This is a genomic window from Streptomyces sp. 7-21, assembly GCF_016741785.1.
In the GTDB taxonomy this organism is placed as follows: Bacteria; Actinomycetota; Actinomycetes; order Streptomycetales; family Streptomycetaceae; genus Streptomyces.
Genome location: NZ_JAERRL010000001.1, coordinates 102,665 through 119,812 on the forward strand (window position 1 = coordinate 102,665; position 17,148 = coordinate 119,812).

The 17,148-nt window shown below is 75.1% G+C and carries 17 protein-coding genes and 2 pseudogenes; 10 read left to right on the forward strand and 9 right to left on the reverse strand.

Features of this window, described 5'->3' with window-relative positions; all coding sequences use genetic code 11:
- Positions 1-5: 5 nt before the first annotated feature.
- Positions 6-635 (reverse strand): TetR/AcrR family transcriptional regulator, encoded by a 630-nt coding sequence (locus tag JK356_RS00435; protein ID WP_201865418.1) that lies wholly within the window; start codon positions 633-635, stop codon positions 6-8.
- Between the two features lie 155 nt (positions 636-790).
- Between JK356_RS00435 and JK356_RS00440 the strand changes: the two genes are divergently transcribed.
- The 4 genes from JK356_RS00440 (at position 791) to JK356_RS00455 (ending at position 5,545) form a co-directional block, all read left to right on the forward strand.
- Complete coding sequence (locus tag JK356_RS00440) at positions 791-1,681, forward strand: hypothetical protein (protein ID WP_201865419.1); 891 nt, start codon at positions 791-793, stop codon at positions 1,679-1,681.
- Between the two features lie 69 nt (positions 1,682-1,750).
- Positions 1,751-3,067: an NAD(P)/FAD-dependent oxidoreductase gene (locus tag JK356_RS00445; RefSeq protein ID WP_201865420.1), complete on the forward strand. Its 1,317-nt coding sequence runs from the start codon at positions 1,751-1,753 to the stop codon at positions 3,065-3,067.
- Positions 3,068-3,172: 105 nt separating this feature from the next.
- Entirely contained in the window at positions 3,173-4,273 is a 1,101-nt protein-coding gene (tal, locus tag JK356_RS00450) for a transaldolase (RefSeq protein ID WP_201865421.1), read from the forward strand.
- A 108-nt stretch (positions 4,274-4,381) separates the two neighbouring features.
- Positions 4,382-5,545 (forward strand): PAS domain-containing protein, encoded by a 1,164-nt coding sequence (locus JK356_RS00455; RefSeq protein WP_201865422.1) that lies wholly within the window; start codon positions 4,382-4,384, stop codon positions 5,543-5,545.
- Here JK356_RS00455 and JK356_RS00460 read toward each other — a convergent pair.
- Both JK356_RS00460 and JK356_RS00465 read right to left on the reverse strand, forming a co-directional pair.
- Positions 5,508-6,003 (reverse strand): annotated as a pseudogene (locus JK356_RS00460) (DUF6328 family protein). The gene JK356_RS00455 and the pseudogene JK356_RS00460 overlap by 38 nt on opposite strands.
- Positions 5,993-6,799, reverse strand: a complete 807-nt coding sequence (locus tag JK356_RS00465) for a SigB/SigF/SigG family RNA polymerase sigma factor (RefSeq protein ID WP_201865423.1) — start codon at positions 6,797-6,799, stop codon at positions 5,993-5,995. The pseudogene JK356_RS00460 and the gene JK356_RS00465 overlap by 11 nt, the downstream one beginning before the upstream one ends.
- A 191-nt stretch (positions 6,800-6,990) precedes the next feature.
- Between JK356_RS00465 and JK356_RS00470 the strand changes: the two genes are divergently transcribed.
- The 4 genes from JK356_RS00470 (at position 6,991) to JK356_RS00485 (ending at position 12,127) form a co-directional block, all read left to right on the forward strand.
- Positions 6,991-8,817, forward strand: coding sequence for a thiamine pyrophosphate-requiring protein (locus JK356_RS00470; protein ID WP_201865424.1), 1,827 nt, complete (start codon positions 6,991-6,993; stop codon positions 8,815-8,817).
- 62 nt (positions 8,818-8,879) lie between these two features.
- Positions 8,880-9,428, forward strand: coding sequence for a type 1 glutamine amidotransferase domain-containing protein (locus JK356_RS00475; protein WP_201865425.1), 549 nt, complete (start codon positions 8,880-8,882; stop codon positions 9,426-9,428).
- A gap of 16 nt (positions 9,429-9,444) precedes the next feature.
- A complete protein-coding gene (locus JK356_RS00480) occupies positions 9,445-10,920 on the forward strand; it encodes an MFS transporter (protein WP_201865426.1) in 1,476 nt (491 codons plus the stop codon).
- 46 nt (positions 10,921-10,966) lie between these two features.
- Entirely contained in the window at positions 10,967-12,127 is a 1,161-nt protein-coding gene (locus JK356_RS00485) for a Vms1/Ankzf1 family peptidyl-tRNA hydrolase (protein ID WP_201865427.1), read from the forward strand.
- A 129-nt stretch (positions 12,128-12,256) separates the two neighbouring features.
- Here the strand turns inward: JK356_RS00485 and JK356_RS00490 are convergent, their stop codons facing one another.
- The gene (locus tag JK356_RS00490; protein WP_201865428.1) at positions 12,257-13,807 is read right to left on the reverse strand and encodes a peptidoglycan-binding protein; all 1,551 of its coding nucleotides are present in this window, start codon (positions 13,805-13,807) and stop codon (positions 12,257-12,259) included.
- Between the two features lie 134 nt (positions 13,808-13,941).
- Here JK356_RS00490 and JK356_RS00495 point away from each other — a divergent pair.
- Positions 13,942-14,286: pseudogene (locus JK356_RS00495) on the forward strand (XRE family transcriptional regulator); the annotation flags it as partial.
- Between the two features lie 249 nt (positions 14,287-14,535).
- Here JK356_RS00495 and JK356_RS00500 read toward each other — a convergent pair.
- The 5 genes from JK356_RS00500 to JK356_RS00520 all read right to left on the reverse strand — a co-directional run bounded on the left by JK356_RS00500 (position 14,536) and on the right by JK356_RS00520 (position 16,714).
- The gene (locus JK356_RS00500) at positions 14,536-14,763 is read right to left on the reverse strand and encodes a hypothetical protein (RefSeq protein WP_201865429.1); all 228 of its coding nucleotides are present in this window, start codon (positions 14,761-14,763) and stop codon (positions 14,536-14,538) included.
- Positions 14,764-14,868: 105 nt separating this feature from the next.
- Positions 14,869-15,552, reverse strand: coding sequence for a DUF6766 family protein (locus JK356_RS00505; RefSeq protein ID WP_307815335.1), 684 nt, complete (start codon positions 15,550-15,552; stop codon positions 14,869-14,871).
- Between the two features lie 110 nt (positions 15,553-15,662).
- On the reverse strand, positions 15,663-16,127 hold the full coding sequence (locus JK356_RS00510; RefSeq protein WP_201865430.1) for a hypothetical protein: 465 nt from the start codon (positions 16,125-16,127) through the stop codon (positions 15,663-15,665).
- A complete protein-coding gene (locus JK356_RS00515) occupies positions 16,105-16,434 on the reverse strand; it encodes a DUF3140 domain-containing protein (protein WP_307815336.1) in 330 nt (109 codons plus the stop codon). Before JK356_RS00515 ends, JK356_RS00510 begins: the two co-directional genes overlap by 23 nt.
- A 25-nt stretch (positions 16,435-16,459) precedes the next feature.
- Positions 16,460-16,714: a DUF6480 family protein gene (locus JK356_RS00520; RefSeq protein WP_201865431.1), complete on the reverse strand. Its 255-nt coding sequence runs from the start codon at positions 16,712-16,714 to the stop codon at positions 16,460-16,462.
- Between the two features lie 101 nt (positions 16,715-16,815).
- Between JK356_RS00520 and JK356_RS00525 the strand changes: the two genes are divergently transcribed.
- Positions 16,816-17,121, forward strand: a complete 306-nt coding sequence (locus tag JK356_RS00525) for a hypothetical protein (protein WP_201865432.1) — start codon at positions 16,816-16,818, stop codon at positions 17,119-17,121.
- The last annotated feature ends 27 nt before the right edge of the window (positions 17,122-17,148 follow it).

A 17,148-nucleotide genomic window follows, 5' to 3' on the forward strand; every position in this document is an offset into this window, starting at 1 on the left:
CTTTCTCAGGAGTGCGGGGGCTGGTTGCCGGTGCGGTAGGTGAGGGTGACGAGCCGGCGCACCTCGCGGTGGCCGAAGTGGCCCTCGCGGACGCCGTAGGAGGCGGCTTCGAGCAGTCCCCACAGGCTGTGCCAGAGCCAGGCCGGAGGCATGTCCGAGCGGAGCCGGCCGAGCCGCTGGCCCTGGGCGAGGAGCCGCAGGGCCCGCTCGTCCTGCTCCGCGACGGCGGCGGTCAGCCCCGGGTCCGCCTGGAGCTGCGGCTCGTGGCTGGCGAAGCCGTAGAGGTGGATCGCGGGAGCGAGCCCTTCGATGAGCCGCTCCAGCGCGGCATCGAACTCCTCCGGGCCCGCGCCGTCGGGCAGGCGGGCGTCCGCGAGCAGCCGGTCGAGGACCTCGACGGCCCGCTGGCCGACCGCGCGCAGCAGCGCCTCGCGGGTGGGCCAGCGCCGGTGCAGCGTCGCGCGGCTGACCCCGGCGGCCTTCGCGATCTCGGCGAGCGAAGCGCTGCGGTTGCCCGCCAGGTGCTGGGCGGCGGCATCGAGGAGGCGGCATCGCTCGGCAGCATCTGCATCAGATCCCCTTCTCGTGAGACAGGAATGTATCAGCGACGGCGGGGATGCCGGACCGCTCGGCACGGACCGGGCGCCGGTCCGCACGGGGCAGGCGGACGGGCGCGGCGGCTGCCCTGGCGGGCAGGCACGTGCTGCCCCGAAGACCAGCACCATCCGGCCTCCCCGGCTCGCCCGCCGCCGTGAGAGGGTCCCGGGCGGAGAGCGGGAAGGGGCGGCTGATGAGGCAGCGGATACGCGAAGGGGATCGGCCGCCGGTTCCCGGCGCGGCCCCGCGCGTCGCTGGGCGCGGGGCCGCCGCTCCGGGCGTGCCGCACGCCGCCGCCGGGCCGGTCCTCACGCCCGCCGGCGTGCGCGCGCTCCAGCAGCACGCCGGGAACGCGGCCACCGCCGCGGCCGTCGCCCAGCGGCGCGGCGCGCCGGCCGCCGTCCAGCGCATGCCTGACCGGTGGGACCCGCGCGCCCAGGCCATCCGGAACATGGAGGCGCGCGGCTGGATCTACGACCCCGAGACCCAGGGCTTCACCCGCGCGCCCGAACCCGGCGACGAGGCGGGACCGGCCGAGCAGGCCCCGCCGGCACCGGCGGTCCCGCAGGCGGCGGGCGGCGGCGGGGGCCTGGAGCTGCCCCCCAGCGACGGCGGCACCATGACGCTCGCGCTGCACGCGCACAAGGAGGTCAGCTTCGACGACCCGCAGTACTTTGCCGACGGCCGGGTCGGCCACTCGTGGGTGACGTTCTACCGCGACGGCCGGTACCACTTCTCCGTCGGCTTCTACCCCGCCGGGCCCGTGGAATCGGTGTTCCGGAGCGTGCCGGGGCGCGTCATCAAGGACAAGGACCAGCCCCAGCAGGCCACCTCCTCCATGTCCGTCGAGCTGACCGAGGAGCAGTACCAGCGCGCCCTGGCCTACATCCGCAAGCACGAGCGCAGCGACTACCACGTCGGCCAGTACAACTGCACCGACTTCGCCCGGGGCGTGTACCGGGCCGCCACCGGCAAGAGCGCGCCGGGCGGCACCCTGCTGATGCCGGACAATCCCAACGACCTCCACGCCGGGATCAAGAAGCACAACCGCAAGCAGCGGGAGCGCGAACTCCAGGGCGCCTGACGCGGGCCGCCGTGTGACGCCGGGCACCGCGGGTACTCGCCGTCCGCCGTCGCACTGTGGAGGTGGAACGTGAGCAGGTCGCGCGTCGTCATCGTGGGCGCCGGGTTCGCCGGCTACCAGGCCGCCAGGACCCTCTCCCGCAGAGCGGGCAAACAGACCGAGGTCGTGGTGCTGAACCCCACCGACTACTTCCTCTACCTGCCGCTGCTGCCGCAGGTCGCCGCCGGCATCCTCGAGGCCCGCCGGGTCACGGTGTCGCTCACCGGCACGCTGCCGCGCGTCCGGCTCGTCATCGGCGAGGCCACCGGCGTCGACCTCGACGCGGGGCGCGTGCGGTACACCGACCCCGAGTGCGGCGAGCGCTCCCTGGGCTACGACACGCTCGTGCTGTCCGTCGGCAGCGTCAACCGGCTGCTGCCCATCCCCGGCGTCGCCGAGCACGCCACCGGCTTCCGGGGCCTGCCCGAGGCGCTGTACCTGCGCGACCACATGGTGCGGCAGCTCGAGCTCGCCGCCCAGGCCGACGACGAGGACGAGCGCCGCGACCGGTCCACCTTCGTCGTCGTCGGCGCCGGCTACACCGGCACCGAGGTGGCCGCCCACGGCCAGCTGTTCACCGCCTCGGTCGCCGCGCGCCACCGGGGCCCGCGGCCGGTGCCGCAGCCGCGCTGGCTGCTGCTGGACATCGCGCCCCGGGTGCTGCCCGAGCTGGACGAGCGGCTGTCGCGCACCGCCGACCGGGTGCTGCGGCGCCGGGGCGTGGACGTGCGCCCCGGCACCTCCGTGAAGGAGGCCATGGCCGAGGGGGTGCTGCTGGACACCGGCGAGTATGTCGGCACCCGCAGCCTGATCTGGTGCGTGGGCGTGCGGCCCGACCCGCTGGTCAGCGGGCTCGGCCTGCCGGTCGAGCGCGGCCGCCTCGTCGTGGACCGCCACCTGACGGTGCCGGACCACCCCGAGGTGTTCGCGTGCGGGGACGCCGCCGCCGTGCCGGACGTGACGCGGCCGGGCCAGTTCACGCCCATGACCGCGCAGCACGCCTGGCGGCAGGGCCGCACCGCCGCCGTGAACGTCGCCGCCCGCTACGGCATCGGCCAGCCGCAGGCCTACGAGCACCACGACAAGGGCTTCGCCGTGGACCTCGGCGGGTTCTCCGCCGCCGCCAACCCGCTGCACGTGCCGCTGTCCGGGCCGCTGGCCGGGCTCGTCACCCGCGGCTACCACCTGTCGGTGCTGCCGGGCAACCGGGTGCGCGTCGCGGCCGACTGGGCGCTGGAGGCGCTGCTGCCCCGGCAGGCCGTGCAGCTGGGCATGGTCGGCGCCGAGGCCGTGCCGCTGGACACCGACGCCCCTGAGCTGGCCCGGCGCGGCGGCCGGGCGGCGTAGCACGGGCGCGCGGCGCTGGCGCCCCGCCGATTCGGTGCGCGGCGGGCGGGTACCCGGCGGCCATCGCGAAAAGGCTGGTGCCGAGTCGGGAGCACAGGTGAACCAATGACGCAGAGCGAAAACACGCGGAGACTTGCCGACGAGGGCGTCGCCATCTGGCTCGACGACCTCAGCCGCGACCTGCTGGCCAGCGGCGGCCTCGACCGGCTCGTGCGCGAGAAGGGCGTGGTGGGCGTCACCAGCAACCCCACGATCTTCGCCAAGGCGGTGCGGGCCGGCGACGCCTACGACGGGCAGCTGGCCGATCTGGCGCGCCGCGGCGTCGGCGCCGAGGAGGCGGCGCGGCTGCTGACGGCGTACGACGTGCGCTGGGGGTGCGACCTGCTGCGCCCGGTGTACGAGGAGACCGACCGGCTCGACGGCCGGGTGTCGCTGGAGTGCGACCCGCGCGTCGCGCACGACACCGAGGCGACCCTCGCCGAGGCCCGCACCCTGTGGTGGCTGGTGGACCGGCCCAACATGTACGTGAAGATCCCCGCCACCCCCGAGGGGCTGCCCGCGATCAGCGCGGCGCTCGCCGAGGGCATCAGCGTCAACGTCACGCTGATTTTCTCCCTCGAGCGGTACCAGCAGGTCATCGAGGCCCACATGACGGGCCTGGAGCGCGCCCGCGAGCAGGGGCGCGACCTGTCCTCGCTGGGCTCCGTGGCGTCGTTCTTCGTCAGCCGGGTCGACGCCGAGGCCGACCGCAGGCTGGACAAGCTCGGCACCCCCGAGGCGCAGGTGCTGCGCGGCCGGACCGCGATCGCCAACGCCCGCCTGGCCTACCAGCTGTTCGAGCGGGCGCTGGCCACCGAGCGGTGGCAGTCGCTGGCGTCGGCGGGGGCCCGGCCGCAGCGGCCGCTGTGGGCGTCCACCGGCGTGAAGGACCCGTCCTATCCGGACACCCGGTACGTCGACGAGCTGGTCGCGCCCGGCGTGGTCAGCACGATGCCGGGGCCGACGCTGGAGGCCGTGGCCGACCATGCCCGCCTGCTGGGCGACACGGTGCGCGGCGGCTACGAGGAGGCGCAGCAGACGCTCGACGACCTGGCCGCCGCCGGCGTGTCCTACGACGACGTGGTGCGGGTGCTGGAGAGCGACGGCGTCGACCGCTTCGCCGCCTCCTGGCAGGAGTTCCTCCAGACCATCGGCGGGAAGCTGTGAACCGGGTGCCGCCGCCCGGCGTCCCGCCGGCGTTCACGCCCATGGAGAAGCCTTGAGGAACTCGTCCTCACCCCGCCCCGCGGGTCCCGGGCGTCGTACTGTTCGGGTATGGCCGATACCGAACGGATCGGCGCGGAGCTTGGCGGCTTCCGTGAGCGGGTGGCAGAGCTGCGGGCGGCACGCGCCCTGCCCACGGGAGACCGTGCGGCCACCCTCGACAGCGCGCTCATGGAGCTGGAGTACGTCGCCGGCGTGCTGTGGCCCCGCCTCGAACGCCTGGAGGCGGCCCACCGCTCCCGCTCCGGTCCGGGACCGGACGGAGGACGGGAGCGGCAGCTGCTGAAGACCGTCTTCCAGCGCCTGCCCGCCGCCGTCGTCGTCACCGACGCCGAGGGGGTGGTGCGGCGCCTGAACCACGCGGCCACCCGGCTGCTCGGCCTGCGCGCCGGCTACGCCACTGGCCGCCCGCTGTCCGCGTCGTTCCGTCACGACGCCCGCGCCGTGCTGCGCAGCCACCTCGCGGCCGTGGCGCGCGGTGAGGGCGACCGCAGCCTCGTCGCCCACCTCCACCAGGCCGGCCGCACGGGCGTGACGCTGACCGCCGTGCGGCCGTCCGGCGAGCGCCGCAGCGCCGTGCTGTGCGTGCTGAGCGCCACCCGCGCCGCCGTGCCCGCGCCCCGCCGGCCCGGCCCGGAACGCCGGCCGGACCCACCGGGCGATGCCGCCCGCCACACCGCGCTGCTGGACCTGCTGGACGACCTGACCACGGCGCTGCTGCGCGGCCCCGGCCACGGCGACGGGCCGGTGCTCGCCCGCGCCGCCGCGGTTCTGGCGGGCCGGTTCGCCGACTGGGTCATCGCCGACGTGACGCCGCCCGGCGGGCCGGCGCGCCGCGCCCTGGTGCTGCCGCCGCCGGGGGAGGAGTCCGCTGCCGCCGCCGTCGCCGCCCAGGACCCGGGCCGGGCCCCGCTCATCGGCGAGGCGGCCGGCACGGCGGCGTGCGTGCTGCGGGTGCGGCCCGAGGACCCGGGCGCGCTGGGGGAGACCGGCGCGGGCGCGCCGCTGCTCGCCCTCGTCGAGGGCACGTCCGTGCTGTGCGTGCCGCTGCCGGCCCCCGCCGGGAGCGGCGGCGTCCTGGGCGTGCTCACCCTCGTCCGCGCCGGGGACCGCGAGCCGTTCGCGCTCGCCGAGGCGGCCGTGATGGACCGGGCCTCGCGCCACCTCGCGCTCGCGCTCACGGCGGAGGAGGACGGCCGTCACCCCGCCGTCTGAGCAGGCGCGGCATCACGCCCCACAGCCCCAGGCACAGCAGCAGCGCCCCCGCCGCCGCCGCGATCCCGGCCGGGCGGGAGTAGATGACGTCCACCACCAGCAGCAGCGACCCCGAACGAGAGCGCCAGCACCGCGAGCCCCGCGCTCACCAGCCGCGAGGAGACCTCCACGAGCAGCCGCTTGGCACCCCGCCGGAACAGCGCCCGGTGCAGCGCGGCCGGCGCGGTGAACAGCACCGTCGCCGTGACCGCGAGCACCAGCGTCACCAGGTAGGTCGCGCGCTGCACGCCGTCGAGTTCCCCGAACCGCTCGGTGAACGCCAGCGTCAGCAGGAACGCGAAGAGGATCTGCACCCCCGTCTGCGTCACCCGCAGCTCCTGGAGCAGCTCCTGGAAGTTCCGGTCGTCACGCTCCCGGAGCGTCTCCCGGCGCGTGCCGTGCCCGTCGTCAGGCGGCACGGCCGGCTTCCACCCGCTGCCGGACCCGCGCGCAGGTGCGGCTCAGCAGCCGCGACACGTGCATCTGTGACACCCCGAGCTCCCCAGCGATCTGACGCTGCGTCAGACCGCAGAAGAACCGCAGGTACAGGATCCGCCGCTCCCGCTCCGGCAGCTCCCGCAGGCCGTCCCGGACCGACTCCCGGTCCACCACCCGGTCGTAGGCCGGCTCCGGACTGCCGAGGGTGTCCAGCAGCGAGTAGCCGCTGCCGGAGCCGGACAGCCCGGCGTCCAGCGACAGCACGCGGTAGCTGCGCAGCGCCGACAGGCCGGTCCTCACCTCCCCGGCCGTCAGGCCGGTGTGCGCGGCGATCTCGGCGACGCCGGGGCCGCGTTCGTCCAGCGACCGCGTCAGCTCGTGCCGGGCCGCGCGCACCCGGTTCCGCAGCTCCTGCACCCGGCGCGGCACGTGCACGTCCCACATGTGGTCGCGGAAGTGGCGCTTGATCTCACCCGTGATCGTCGGCACCGCGTAGCTCTCGAACGCCGGGCCCGCCGACGGGTCGTAGCGGCGCACCGCCTTCACCAGGCCCACGTGGGCGACCTGTTCCAGGTCCGCCAGGTCCTCGCCGCGGTTACGGAACTGCCGCGCGATGCGCGCGGACACCGGCATCCAGGCGCGCACGATCTCGTCGCGCAGCGCGTCCCGTCCGGTGCCCGCCGGCATGACGGCCAGGCGGCGGAACGCCGCCGCGGTGTCCGGCGCGTCGCGGTGCCGGTGCGTTCGCCGGGCGGTCCTTGCGGGTGCTGCTGGCATGGGAAACCACGCTCCCTTCTCGGTGACCGGATGTCTCACCGCGGGAGCCGGCCCCGGCGCGGCACGCGCCAGCGGGGAGCCACCGCTCCCGCGGACGTGCCTGCGATCCGAAGCACACGAGTCCGTGTGCCCGTGACGCCGCCCGGCAAACCCCAGGTTTCCGCGCCCCTGGCCAGGTAACCCGTGGCGCCATGACTGAGAAGGTGGCTGACTTCGTCCTCGCCCGGCTCCGCGACTGGGACGTCGAGCAGGTCTTCGGCTACCCGGGTGACGGCATCAACGGACTGCTCGCCGCCTGGGAACGCGCCGGCGACCGGCCCCGCTTCGTCCAGGCGCGCCACGAGGAGATGAGCGCGTTCGAGGCCGTCGGCTACGCCAAGTTCACCGGCCGGGTCGGTGTGTGCGCGGCGACGTCGGGCCCCGGCGCGATCCACCTGCTGAACGGCCTGTACGACGCCAAGCTCGACCACGTGCCGGTCGTCGCGCTCGTCGGCCAGACCGCCCGCTCCGCGATGGGCGGCTCCTACCAGCAGGAGGTCGACCTGCCCGCGCTGTTCAAGGACGTCGCCTCCGACTTCCTCCAGACGGTGACCGTCCCCGAGCAGCTGCCGAACGTCCTGGACCGCGCGCTGCGCACCGCCTACGCGCGGCAGGCACCCACCGCCGTGATCATCCCGGCCGACGTGCAGGCGCTGGACTACGAGCCGCCGGGCCACGCCTTCACTATGGTCCCCTCCAGCCTCGACCACAGCGAGTGGACCACCGAGCCCTCGCGCGAGGCGCTGCGCCGCGCCGCCGACGTGCTCAACGCCGGCGAGCGCGTCGCCCTCCTCGTCGGCCAGGGCGCGGCCGGCGCCCGGCAGGAGGTCACCGAGACCGCCGAGGTGCTCGGCGCCGGGGGCGCCAAGGCGCTGCTCGGCCTGGACGTGCTCAGCGACGAGATCCCCTACGTCACCGGCGCGATCGGGCTGCTCGGCACCCGCCCCTCCTACGAGCTGATGCGGGACTGCGACACGCTGCTGACCATCGGCTCCAGCTTCCCCTACAGCCAGTACCTGCCGGACTTCGGCGACGTGCGGGCGGTGCAGATCGACCGCGACCCGCACATGATCGGCATGCGCTACCCGTTCGAGGTCAACCTCGTCGGCGACGCCCGCGACACGCTGCGCCGCCTGCTGCCGGCGCTGCGGCGCAAGCGGCGCCGCGACTGGCAGGAGGCCGTCATCGCCAACGTCGAGCGCTGGCGCGAGGCGGTGGCGCGGCGCGCCCGGGTGGCGGCCGACCCGGTCAACCCCGAGCTGGTCGCCCGCGCACTCGATCCGCTGCTGCCCGAGGACGTGATCCTCACCGCCGACTCCGGCTCCGTCGCCAACTGGTACGCCCGCCACCTGACGATGCGCGGCCGGATGCGCGGCTCGCTCTCCGGCACGCTCGCCACGATGGGCTGCGGCGTGCCGTACGCCATTGGCGCCAAGTTCGCCCACCCCGAGCGGCCCGTGGTGGCGCTGGTCGGCGACGGCGCCATGCAGATGAACGGGCTCGCCGAGCTGATCACCATCGCCAAGTACCGCCACGAGTGGCAGGACCCGCGGCTGGTGGTGGCCGTGTGGAACAACCAGGACCTCAACCAGGTCACCTGGGAGATGCGGGCGATGAGCGGCTCCCCGCAGTTCCTGCCCTCCCAGCGCCTGCCCGACGTGCGGTACGCCGCGTTTGCGCGCACGCTGGGGCTGACGGGCATCCGCGTCGAGACACCCGGGGAGGTGACGCCCGCCTGGGAGCGCGCCCTGTCCGCCGACGGGCCCGCCGTCGTGGAGTTCGTCACCGACCCGGCGGTGCCGCCGATACCGCCGCACGTCACCTGGGAGCAGATGGAGGCGGCCGCCGCCTCGCTGCTGAAGGGCGACAGCGACCGCGGCGCCGTGGTCCGGCAGGGCCTGAAGGCCAAGGCACAGGAGTTCCTGCCCCGCCGGGGCCGCCGCCGCAAGCACGGCGGCGGGGCTGGCGGCGGGGACTGACGCCGCGCCGCGCCGGCCGCGCACCGCAGCCCGCACCCACCCGCAACCGGAGGGAAGCCGTCATGCGCATCGCGTTCCTCATGGCACACGAGGGAGTCGAGCAGATCGAGTTCACCCGGCCCTGGGAGGCGCTGTCCCAGACCGGGGAGACCCCGCAGGTCATCTCCACCAGGCCCGGCAGCGTCCAGGCGTTCAACCACCTGGACAAGGCGGGCACGTTCCCCGTCGACCAGACCGCCGCCGAGGCGTCGCCGGACGACTTCGACGCCCTGGTGCTGCCCGGCGGCGTCGCCAACCCCGACGCGCTGCGGATGGACGCCGACGCCGTGGCGTTCGCCCGCTCCTTCTTCGAGGCGGGCAAGCCCGTCGCCGCGATCTGCCACGCGCCGTGGACCCTGATCGAGGCCGACGTCGTCCGCGGCCGCACCCTGACGTCCTGGCCCAGCCTGGCCACCGACCTGCGCAACGCCGGCGCCACCTGGGTCGATGAGCCCGTCGTGGTCTGCGACGCGCAGCCCGCCACGCTGGTCACCAGCCGCAAGCCGGATGACCTGCCGCAGTTCATCGAGGGGATGACCCGGGTCTTCACGGCCTATAACCCCGCCGCCTGACGGAACGGCACCGGCGATGAGCACCCCGCACGCCGCTGACGGCGAGGAACTGATCACCACGGACGTCCCCGCCCGGCTCGACCGCCTCCCCTGGTCGCGCTGGCACTGGATGATCGTCGTGGGCCTCGGCACCGTGTGGATCCTCGACGGCCTGGAGGTGACGCTCGTCGGCAATATCGCCAGCCGCCTCGCCGAGGAGGACAGCGGCCTCGACATCACTACCGGCGAGGTCACCGGCATCGCCGCCGCCTCGTACGTGGCGGGCGCCTGCTCCGGAGCGCTGTTCTTCGGCTGGCTCACCGACCGGTTCGGCCGCAAGAAACTGTTCCTGATCACCCTGGCCGTCTACCTGGGCGCCACCGCCCTGACGGCCCTGGCGTTCTCCTCCTGGTGGTTCTTCCTCTTCCGGTTCCTCACCGGCTTCGGCATCGGCGGCGAGTACGCGGCGATCAACTCGGCCATCGACGAGCTGATCCCGGCCCGGTACCGGGGGCGGATCGACCTCATCATCAACGGCAGCTACTGGCTCGGCGCCGTCTTCGGCGCCCTGCTGTCCGTGCTGCTGCTCAACACCTCGCTCTTTCCCCCCGAACTCGGCTGGCGGCTGACGTTCGCCCTCGGCGTCGTGCTCGGCCTGGTGATCCTGCTGGTGCGGCGCAACGTGCCCGAGTCGCCCCGGTGGATGTTCATCCACGGCCGGGGCCACGAGGCCGAGGCGCTGGTCGCGGGCGTCGAGCGGAGCGTCACCGAGGAGACCGGCCGCCCGCTGCCGGAGCCGCGCGGCAGCATCACCATCAGCCCGCGCGAGTCCATCGGCTTCGTCACCATCGCCCGCACCGTCTTCCGCAGCTACCCCCGCCGCACCACCCTGGGGCTGTCGCTGTTCATCGGGCAGGCGTTCCTGTACAACGCCATCACGTTCGGCTACGGCGCGATCCTGACGACGTTCTTCGACACCGCCTCCGACCACACCGGTTACTACTTCGCCGTCATCGCCGTCGGCAACTTCCTCGGCCCGGTGCTGCTGGGCCGCTTCTTCGACACCGTCGGGCGGCGGCCCATGATCTCCGGCACCTACCTGGCCAGCGGTGTCCTCCTCTTCGGCACCGCCGCGCTCTTCGACGGCGGGCACCTGTCGGCCGTCACCCTCACCGCCTGCTGGTGCGCCGTGCTGTTCTTCGCCTCCGCCGGGGCCAGCAGCGCCTACCTCACCGTCAGCGAGATCTTCCCGATGGAGACCCGGGCGCTGGCGATCGCGTTCTTCTACGCCGTCGGCACCGCCGTCGGCGGCATCACCGGCCCGCTGGTCTTCGCGGACCTCACCGAAAGCGGCGTCGTCTCCGACACCGTGCTGGCGTTCCAGCTCGGCGCCGGCGTGATGACGGCCGCCGGGCTCGTGGCGGTGTTCCTGGCGCTGCCCGCCGAGCAGCGCTCCCTGGAGTCTCTCGCCAGCCCGCTGTCGGCCCGCCGCCGCGGCCCGCACCGTGTCTGACGTCCCCCGCCGGGTACCCGGCGGGGGAGCTAGCAGGAGGGACTCAATGGATCTCGCGTTTCTCGACCCGCTGCTGCACCGCCCGGGCCCGTGGGCCTCGGCGTACGCGGACACCGCGCACGACACGGAGGACGCCGCGCGCCAGCAGGAGCTGATCGCCCGCGACGCCCGCGACCGGCTCGCCGCGCAGGGCGCGGACCCGGCCACCTGCGAGGCGGTGCGGGAGTCGCTCGCCGCGCTGGAGCCGTCCGGCGCGCCCGGCCACGCCGTCTTCGCCACCGGCGGCGAGGCCGTGCTTCAGGTGCCGCTCGCCGCCGCCCCGCCGCCCGGCCTGGACACCTGGGCGCCGCTGCCGCACGTGGGGCCGCTCGCCGCGCTCGCCAGCCAGCGGCCGCCGTGCCTGGTGGCCTACGTCGACCGGCAGGGCGCCGACCTGGAGCTGCGCGGCCGCTCCGGCAGGCCCGGCCACGCCGGGCAGGTGACCGGCCAGACCTGGCCTCTGCACCGCACCGCCTCCGCCGACTGGTCAGAGCGCCACTTCCAGCTCGCCGTCGAGAACACCTGGGAGGAGAACGCCACCCGCATCGCCGAGACCCTCGCCGAGGAGGCGGCGCGCGCCGGCGCCGAGGTGCTGGTGCTGGCCGGCGACCCCCGCGAGCGCCGCGCCGTCTTCGACCGGCTGCCGCCCGAACTCCAGCAGGTCACCGTCGAGTCCCGCCACGGCGGCCGGGCCGCCGGCGCCCGCAGCCCCCGGCTGGAGGAGGACATCGAGGCCGCCCGCGCCGCGCACGCGCGGCGGAAGGCCGACGAGGCGCTCGACCGGTTCCTCGCCGCCCGTGTGCCCGACAGCGCCGAGGGGCTGACCGAGGCCGCCGAGGGCGTGCCGGCGCTGGTGGACGCGGCCCGCGAGCACCGCATCGCCGCGCTGCTGGTGCGGCCCGGCGGCGGCGACCTGCGGCACGACGTGTGGGTGGGGCCTGAGCCCGACCAGCTCGCGGTGCGCCGCAGCGAGTCGCAGTACCTGGGCGAGCCGCGGCCCGCGCGGGCCCGCGCCGATGATGCGCTGATCCGTTCCGCCGCCGCGACCGGCGCCGAGGTCATCCCGCTGCCGCCGGCCGGCGGCAGCCACGCCGGCGCGCCGGCCGGCGGGCTGGGCGCGCTGCTGCGCTGGCCGCAGGTCAGCGGCGGGTACCGGGCGGCCGGCTGACGGGGGCTTGGCATCCCCCGTGGCCGCGCCGGCCGCGCCAGCGCCGCCCGGTGCGGCGGCGGTGACGCGGCCAGGCGAGGGATGTTCCCCTGCGGCGGGCCCGCCCGGGGGCCGCGGCCGGCGGCCGCCTCAGCTGCCGGACTGCAACGCGCCCCAGGTCTCCGGGCCGACGGCGCCGTCAACGTCCAGGCCCCGGCTGTCCTGGTACGCGCGCACCGCCGCGTCGGTCTCCGGCCCGAAGATGCCGTCAACGGACACCGGTTCGCCGAGCGCCGCGGTCAGCGCCCGCTGGAGCCGGGAGACGGCCTCGCCGGTGCTGCCCTCGCTCAGCAGCGGCGTGGCGCCGGCCGCGAGCAGCGCCGTCCACGTCCGCTGGTCCACCTGGCCGCTGGGGCTCAGCCCGACGACGGCCTGGAAGGCGCGGACGGCCTCCTCGGTGCGGGGGCCGAAGTCGCCGTCGACCTCGCCCGCGCCGTACCCGTGCTGGTTGAGGAGGTACTGGAGCGCCTCCACCTCGGGCCCGGTCGCGCCGGAGGCGAGGTCCGGGTAGGCGTCGAAGTCCAGCGGCGGGGCGGGATCGCCCGCGTCACCGCCCACCAGCTGCATGTAGTAGTCCCAGTCCCAGTTCGGGCCCGGGTCGGTGTGGTCGTTGCCCGGCACCTCGACGTGGCCCAGGATGTGCTCCCGGTCCCGGGGGATGCCGTACCGCTCGGTCAGGTGCCGCGTCAGCGCGGCGGAGGAGCGGTACAGGGAGTCGGTGAACCACGCCGGGTCGTCGACCCAGCCCTCGTGCTCGATGCCGATGCTGTAGGCGTTGCCGGAGCGGGCGTGCCAGGCGGTGTCCTGGTCGCGGACCATCTGCGTGACCTCGCCGTCGGAGGAGCGGATCACGTAGTGGGCGCTGACCTGTGACTCCGGGTTCTGGAACCAGCTGATGGTGCCGGCGTACGAGCCCTGGGTGACGTGGATGACGACCGCGCTGATCTCCTGGGAGCGGCCCGTCTGGTAGTTCGCGGAACTCGCCGGGACCCAGCGGGCGGCGGGGTAGTCCTCGCTGAACACGCCCAGGTCCACCGAGGCGTACCGGCCCCGGTCGGGGTCGACCGGGCGCGGCGCGACGGTGACCGTGCCGCCGCCGTCGGCGGACGCGTGGATGCCGCGCTCCAGCAGGTCGTACACGGCGTCGGCGTACAGCCGTGCGGCGGCGTCGTCGCGGGCGCCGCTGTAGCGGGCGACGGCCTCGTACCAGGCGCCCAGGTCGTCGCGCTCGGCGGCGGACAGGCCCAGCTCGTCGGCGTACGCGCGGAGCACGGCCGCGCCGCCGCGGATATTGGCGGCGGTGTCCTGGCGCAGCTCGGCGGCGGGCAGCCCGGTCTCTTCGGCGGCCAGCGCCAGGGTCTGGTGGGTGGGGTTGCTGACGAGGTGCATCACGCCGTAGCCCCGGGCCTGGCTCGGCAGGCCGTCGTGGTCGTCGAGGCGGGTCTCGCCGTAGCCGACCGCGACCAGCAGGTCCCGGGGCACGTCGTACTCGCGGGCCGCGTCGCCGAAGGCGTCAGACAGCGGCGCGGCGGGGGTGTCGGCGGCGGCGACGGGCTGCGCCGTGGCCAGCAGCGCGGCGACGGCCGCGACGGCCGCGGCGGCCGTGCCCCGCCGCCCGGGAGGGACGAATCGCTTGAACAAGACTTCTCCGTTCGCAGCGGCGATGCGCGGCGCCCGCTGGCGGGGCGCCGCACGCGACGCGCCCTACCCTTCGGTAACGACATGCCCCTGTCAATAACAACACTCGGTCTCCCGCAAAGGCCCCCGTCCGGCAGCACACCGGGCTGCACTATGTCGTCGTTCTCCAGCACGGCAGTCGCCTGACGGTCCGCAGCATTCCAGGATCGGCAGACTCGCAGCTCGGCATGGATCTGACCGTGGCGGGGAACGTCATCACGGGTACCTGGGCAGAGCAGACCGCTGAGGACGGCTACTACCGAGGGGCCCGGTACCACGGGGCCGTACACATGCTCATCGAGCCGACCGGGCGGCGCAGGGCAGGAAAGCGGGTCGGTTCCGGAAAGGAAATGGACGTCAACACGGGCCCCTGGGAGGCCATCTGCCAGGACGCGTCAACGAACAAGGCCACGCTGGCCGCCTACCAGCGAGTCCCGGAATAGCCCCACGGGCTCGCCATTCCCTCGTGATCCACGCGGCGGCGGATGGCGGGGGACCTGCCCCGTTCGTTGCCCTTCAGCGGCAGGGCGAATCGGTGGGGTTCGGGTCCGGCATGGGGTCCGGGGCCGGGGGCGGCTTGGGGACGTCGGGGCCGGGTCCGGGCCCCGGCGGATGGCCGGGCTTCGGGCCGTCCGGCTGGGGCGGCGGCGTCGGCTTCGGGGGGATCGGCTCCGGCTGGGGCCGAGGCGTCGTCATCGCGCTCGCTCCTTTCCGCTGGAGGTCCGCTGGGAGGTCCACTGGGAGGTCCGCGCGCTCGCCTGGTGGTTCGCCCCGTACCGCGCCATGGGGCCGTCTGCGCCGTGCCACCGCGCCTCGTTCTCGAGGGTGCGGGCGCGCTGCCCGCCGTAGGCGGCGCGTGCCGTCAGGAGAGTGACGGCCACGTAGCCGAGCACGCCGGCCAGCAGGCCCCAGGCGGACATGACAGCGGGTCCTTTCCGGTGATGCGCCCTGCGGTGTCTCTTGCGTTCCTCCGGAGACCTGACGGGTTACCCGTTCCGGCCGGGGAATGCCTGGCACCCTCCGGCTCAGCCGCCCATGCCGGTGGTGTCGTGCGGCGCGCCCACCGGCTTGGACTCCGGCGAGCCGCGCTGCCGCAGGTACACGGAAAACACCACCATCGAGACCATCGCCAGCATCTCCGACTGCCAGTTCTGGAGGGTCCGGCCCCAGAACTCGGCCGACAGCACGTAGTCGCCCCAGGACTGCGGCGCCTGGAACCGCCGCAGCCGCTCCTCGTTGGACGCCGCCAGGCCGCTGACCGACTGGGCCAGCCAGCTCAAGACGAACAGCGCGCCCATCACCAGGCCCAGCGAGTTGGCGTACAGCACCTGCCGCCACCGGCCGGCGCGGGCCCAGCGCGGGGAGTCCGGCCGGGCGTGCGGCCCGAGCAGCTGCTCGCGCCCGGTCTCCCGGCCCGCCCGGTCCAGCGCCTTGGACTCCGGGGAGCCGCGCTGCACCAGCCAGACCGTCGCGTAGACGTACAGGAAGAACTGGAGGTACTCGGACTGCCAGTTCTCGGTGACGTCCACGGCGAAGTCGGACGTCGTCAGGTAGGCGCCCAGCGTCACCTGGTCCAGGCCGCCGGCCGCCCGGGTGTGGTTGTACTCGGCGTGCCCCGCCAGCGCCTGGGCCGCCAGGACCAGCAGGAACGCCGCCGCAAACGCCAGGCTGAGGCCGTTGTCGCGGAGCACCCCGGTCAGCCGCCGCACCCGCCTCACCTCACCGGTGCAGCAGGCCGAGCGCGGTGCAGTACGCCAGGCCGGCCACGACCAGCACCAGGCAGAGCGTGAACAGCGCGCGCACCGTGGCCATCGCCTGCTCAGCTCCCCTGGATCCCGCAGTCGTAGCCGGGCGCGGACGGCCGGGCCCGGCAGCCGGCGGCGGTCACCCGCCAGCCGTCGTCAAAGCGCGAGAGGAACAGCGTGTCCCCCCGCACCGTCACCCGGGCCTCCCGGCCCCACACGTCCACCTCCCGCACGGCCGCCTGCCGCACGGCCGAGGCGGGCAGCGCGCTGCGGGCCGCCTCCGCCAGGGCCTGCGGGCAGGGCGCCTTCGCGGCGCTCACCAGCGCCTGCCGGGCCCGCGGCGCCAGGGCGCGGCAGGCGGCGTCCTCATCGCCGTCGCGCAGCGCCCGCAGGAACGCCGCCGCGGCCAGGCCGGCCGCGTCCTCCTGGCCGCCGGGCGCGCATCCCGCCAGCCCCGCGAGTCCCGCCAGCACCGGCAGGGCCGCCAGCGCACCGGCGGCGAGCGGGCGCCGCCGGTCAGGCCGGCTTGAGCGGATCATGGCCCACGGCCATCAGCCGGTGGCGCCAGTGCGCCTCCCCGGCCTTGGGGGCCAGGTCCTCGCGCCGCTCGTCGTGCACCATCCGCACCACCTGCCGCATGGTGCGGATGTCCTCGCCGGTCAGGTCCCGGCGGCGCTTGCCGAGGATCTCCAGCACCTGGCGCCCCTTGCCGGTGAAGGCGTCCTCGGGCAGCTCCTCGCTGTCCTCGCCCGCCGGCCTCGTCCGCAGCCACTCGCTCAGCTCGCGGGACGTCATGTTCACCACACGGTGGAACTCGTTCCACAGTTCATCCGAGACCTCGTGCACTTCGCACCCGCCTCCCTTCAGCGGCTCACAGGGCGATCACCACGGCGTAGGCGAAGAAGAACGCCGCGACGAGGACGACCATCACCCCGATCACGGCCAGCGGCGCCGCCGCCCAGCCACGCTCCGGGTTATGGGTCTCCTCCGGACCCGCTCCCGAGGTGCTCGATTCGCTCGGCGGCGTCTCGCCCGGCGGCACCGAGCCGCCCCGCTCAAGGCCCGCCGTGGTGCCCGGGTCCGGGTCGGGCACCCCCGTCCTGTGGTGCCCACTGGCATGTCTCATGCCCGCCGAGTACACGCGCCCCGCCGTTTTACACCTGCCGCGCGGCGGTTTCCCGCCGGCCAGCGGGGGAAACCTGGGCAGCCGCGACCGGAGGATGCCGCTTGTCAGACCACGCAGACCACGCAGACCGCGCCGACCGCGACCCCGATTCCGGCCCCGGCCCCGCCGCGCCGGGCACCGGTCACCTCAGCGGCGGAAGCCTGAATCTGCCGGCCGACTCGCGGCGCCTCCGCGTGGCGCCGGCCAGCCTCCCGTCCGGCTGGGAGATGCTGGCCCCGGCCGGGCAGGCCCGCCGCGACGGCGGCCCGCTCGCGCTCGCCCGCCAGCGCCGCCGCCGCCCGCGGCGCCAGACGAGGCGGGCCGGGACCGATCCCGAGGAGACCGCCCCACAGACCCTGGTGACCTGACGCGATGCACACTCCACTTCCAGGCCG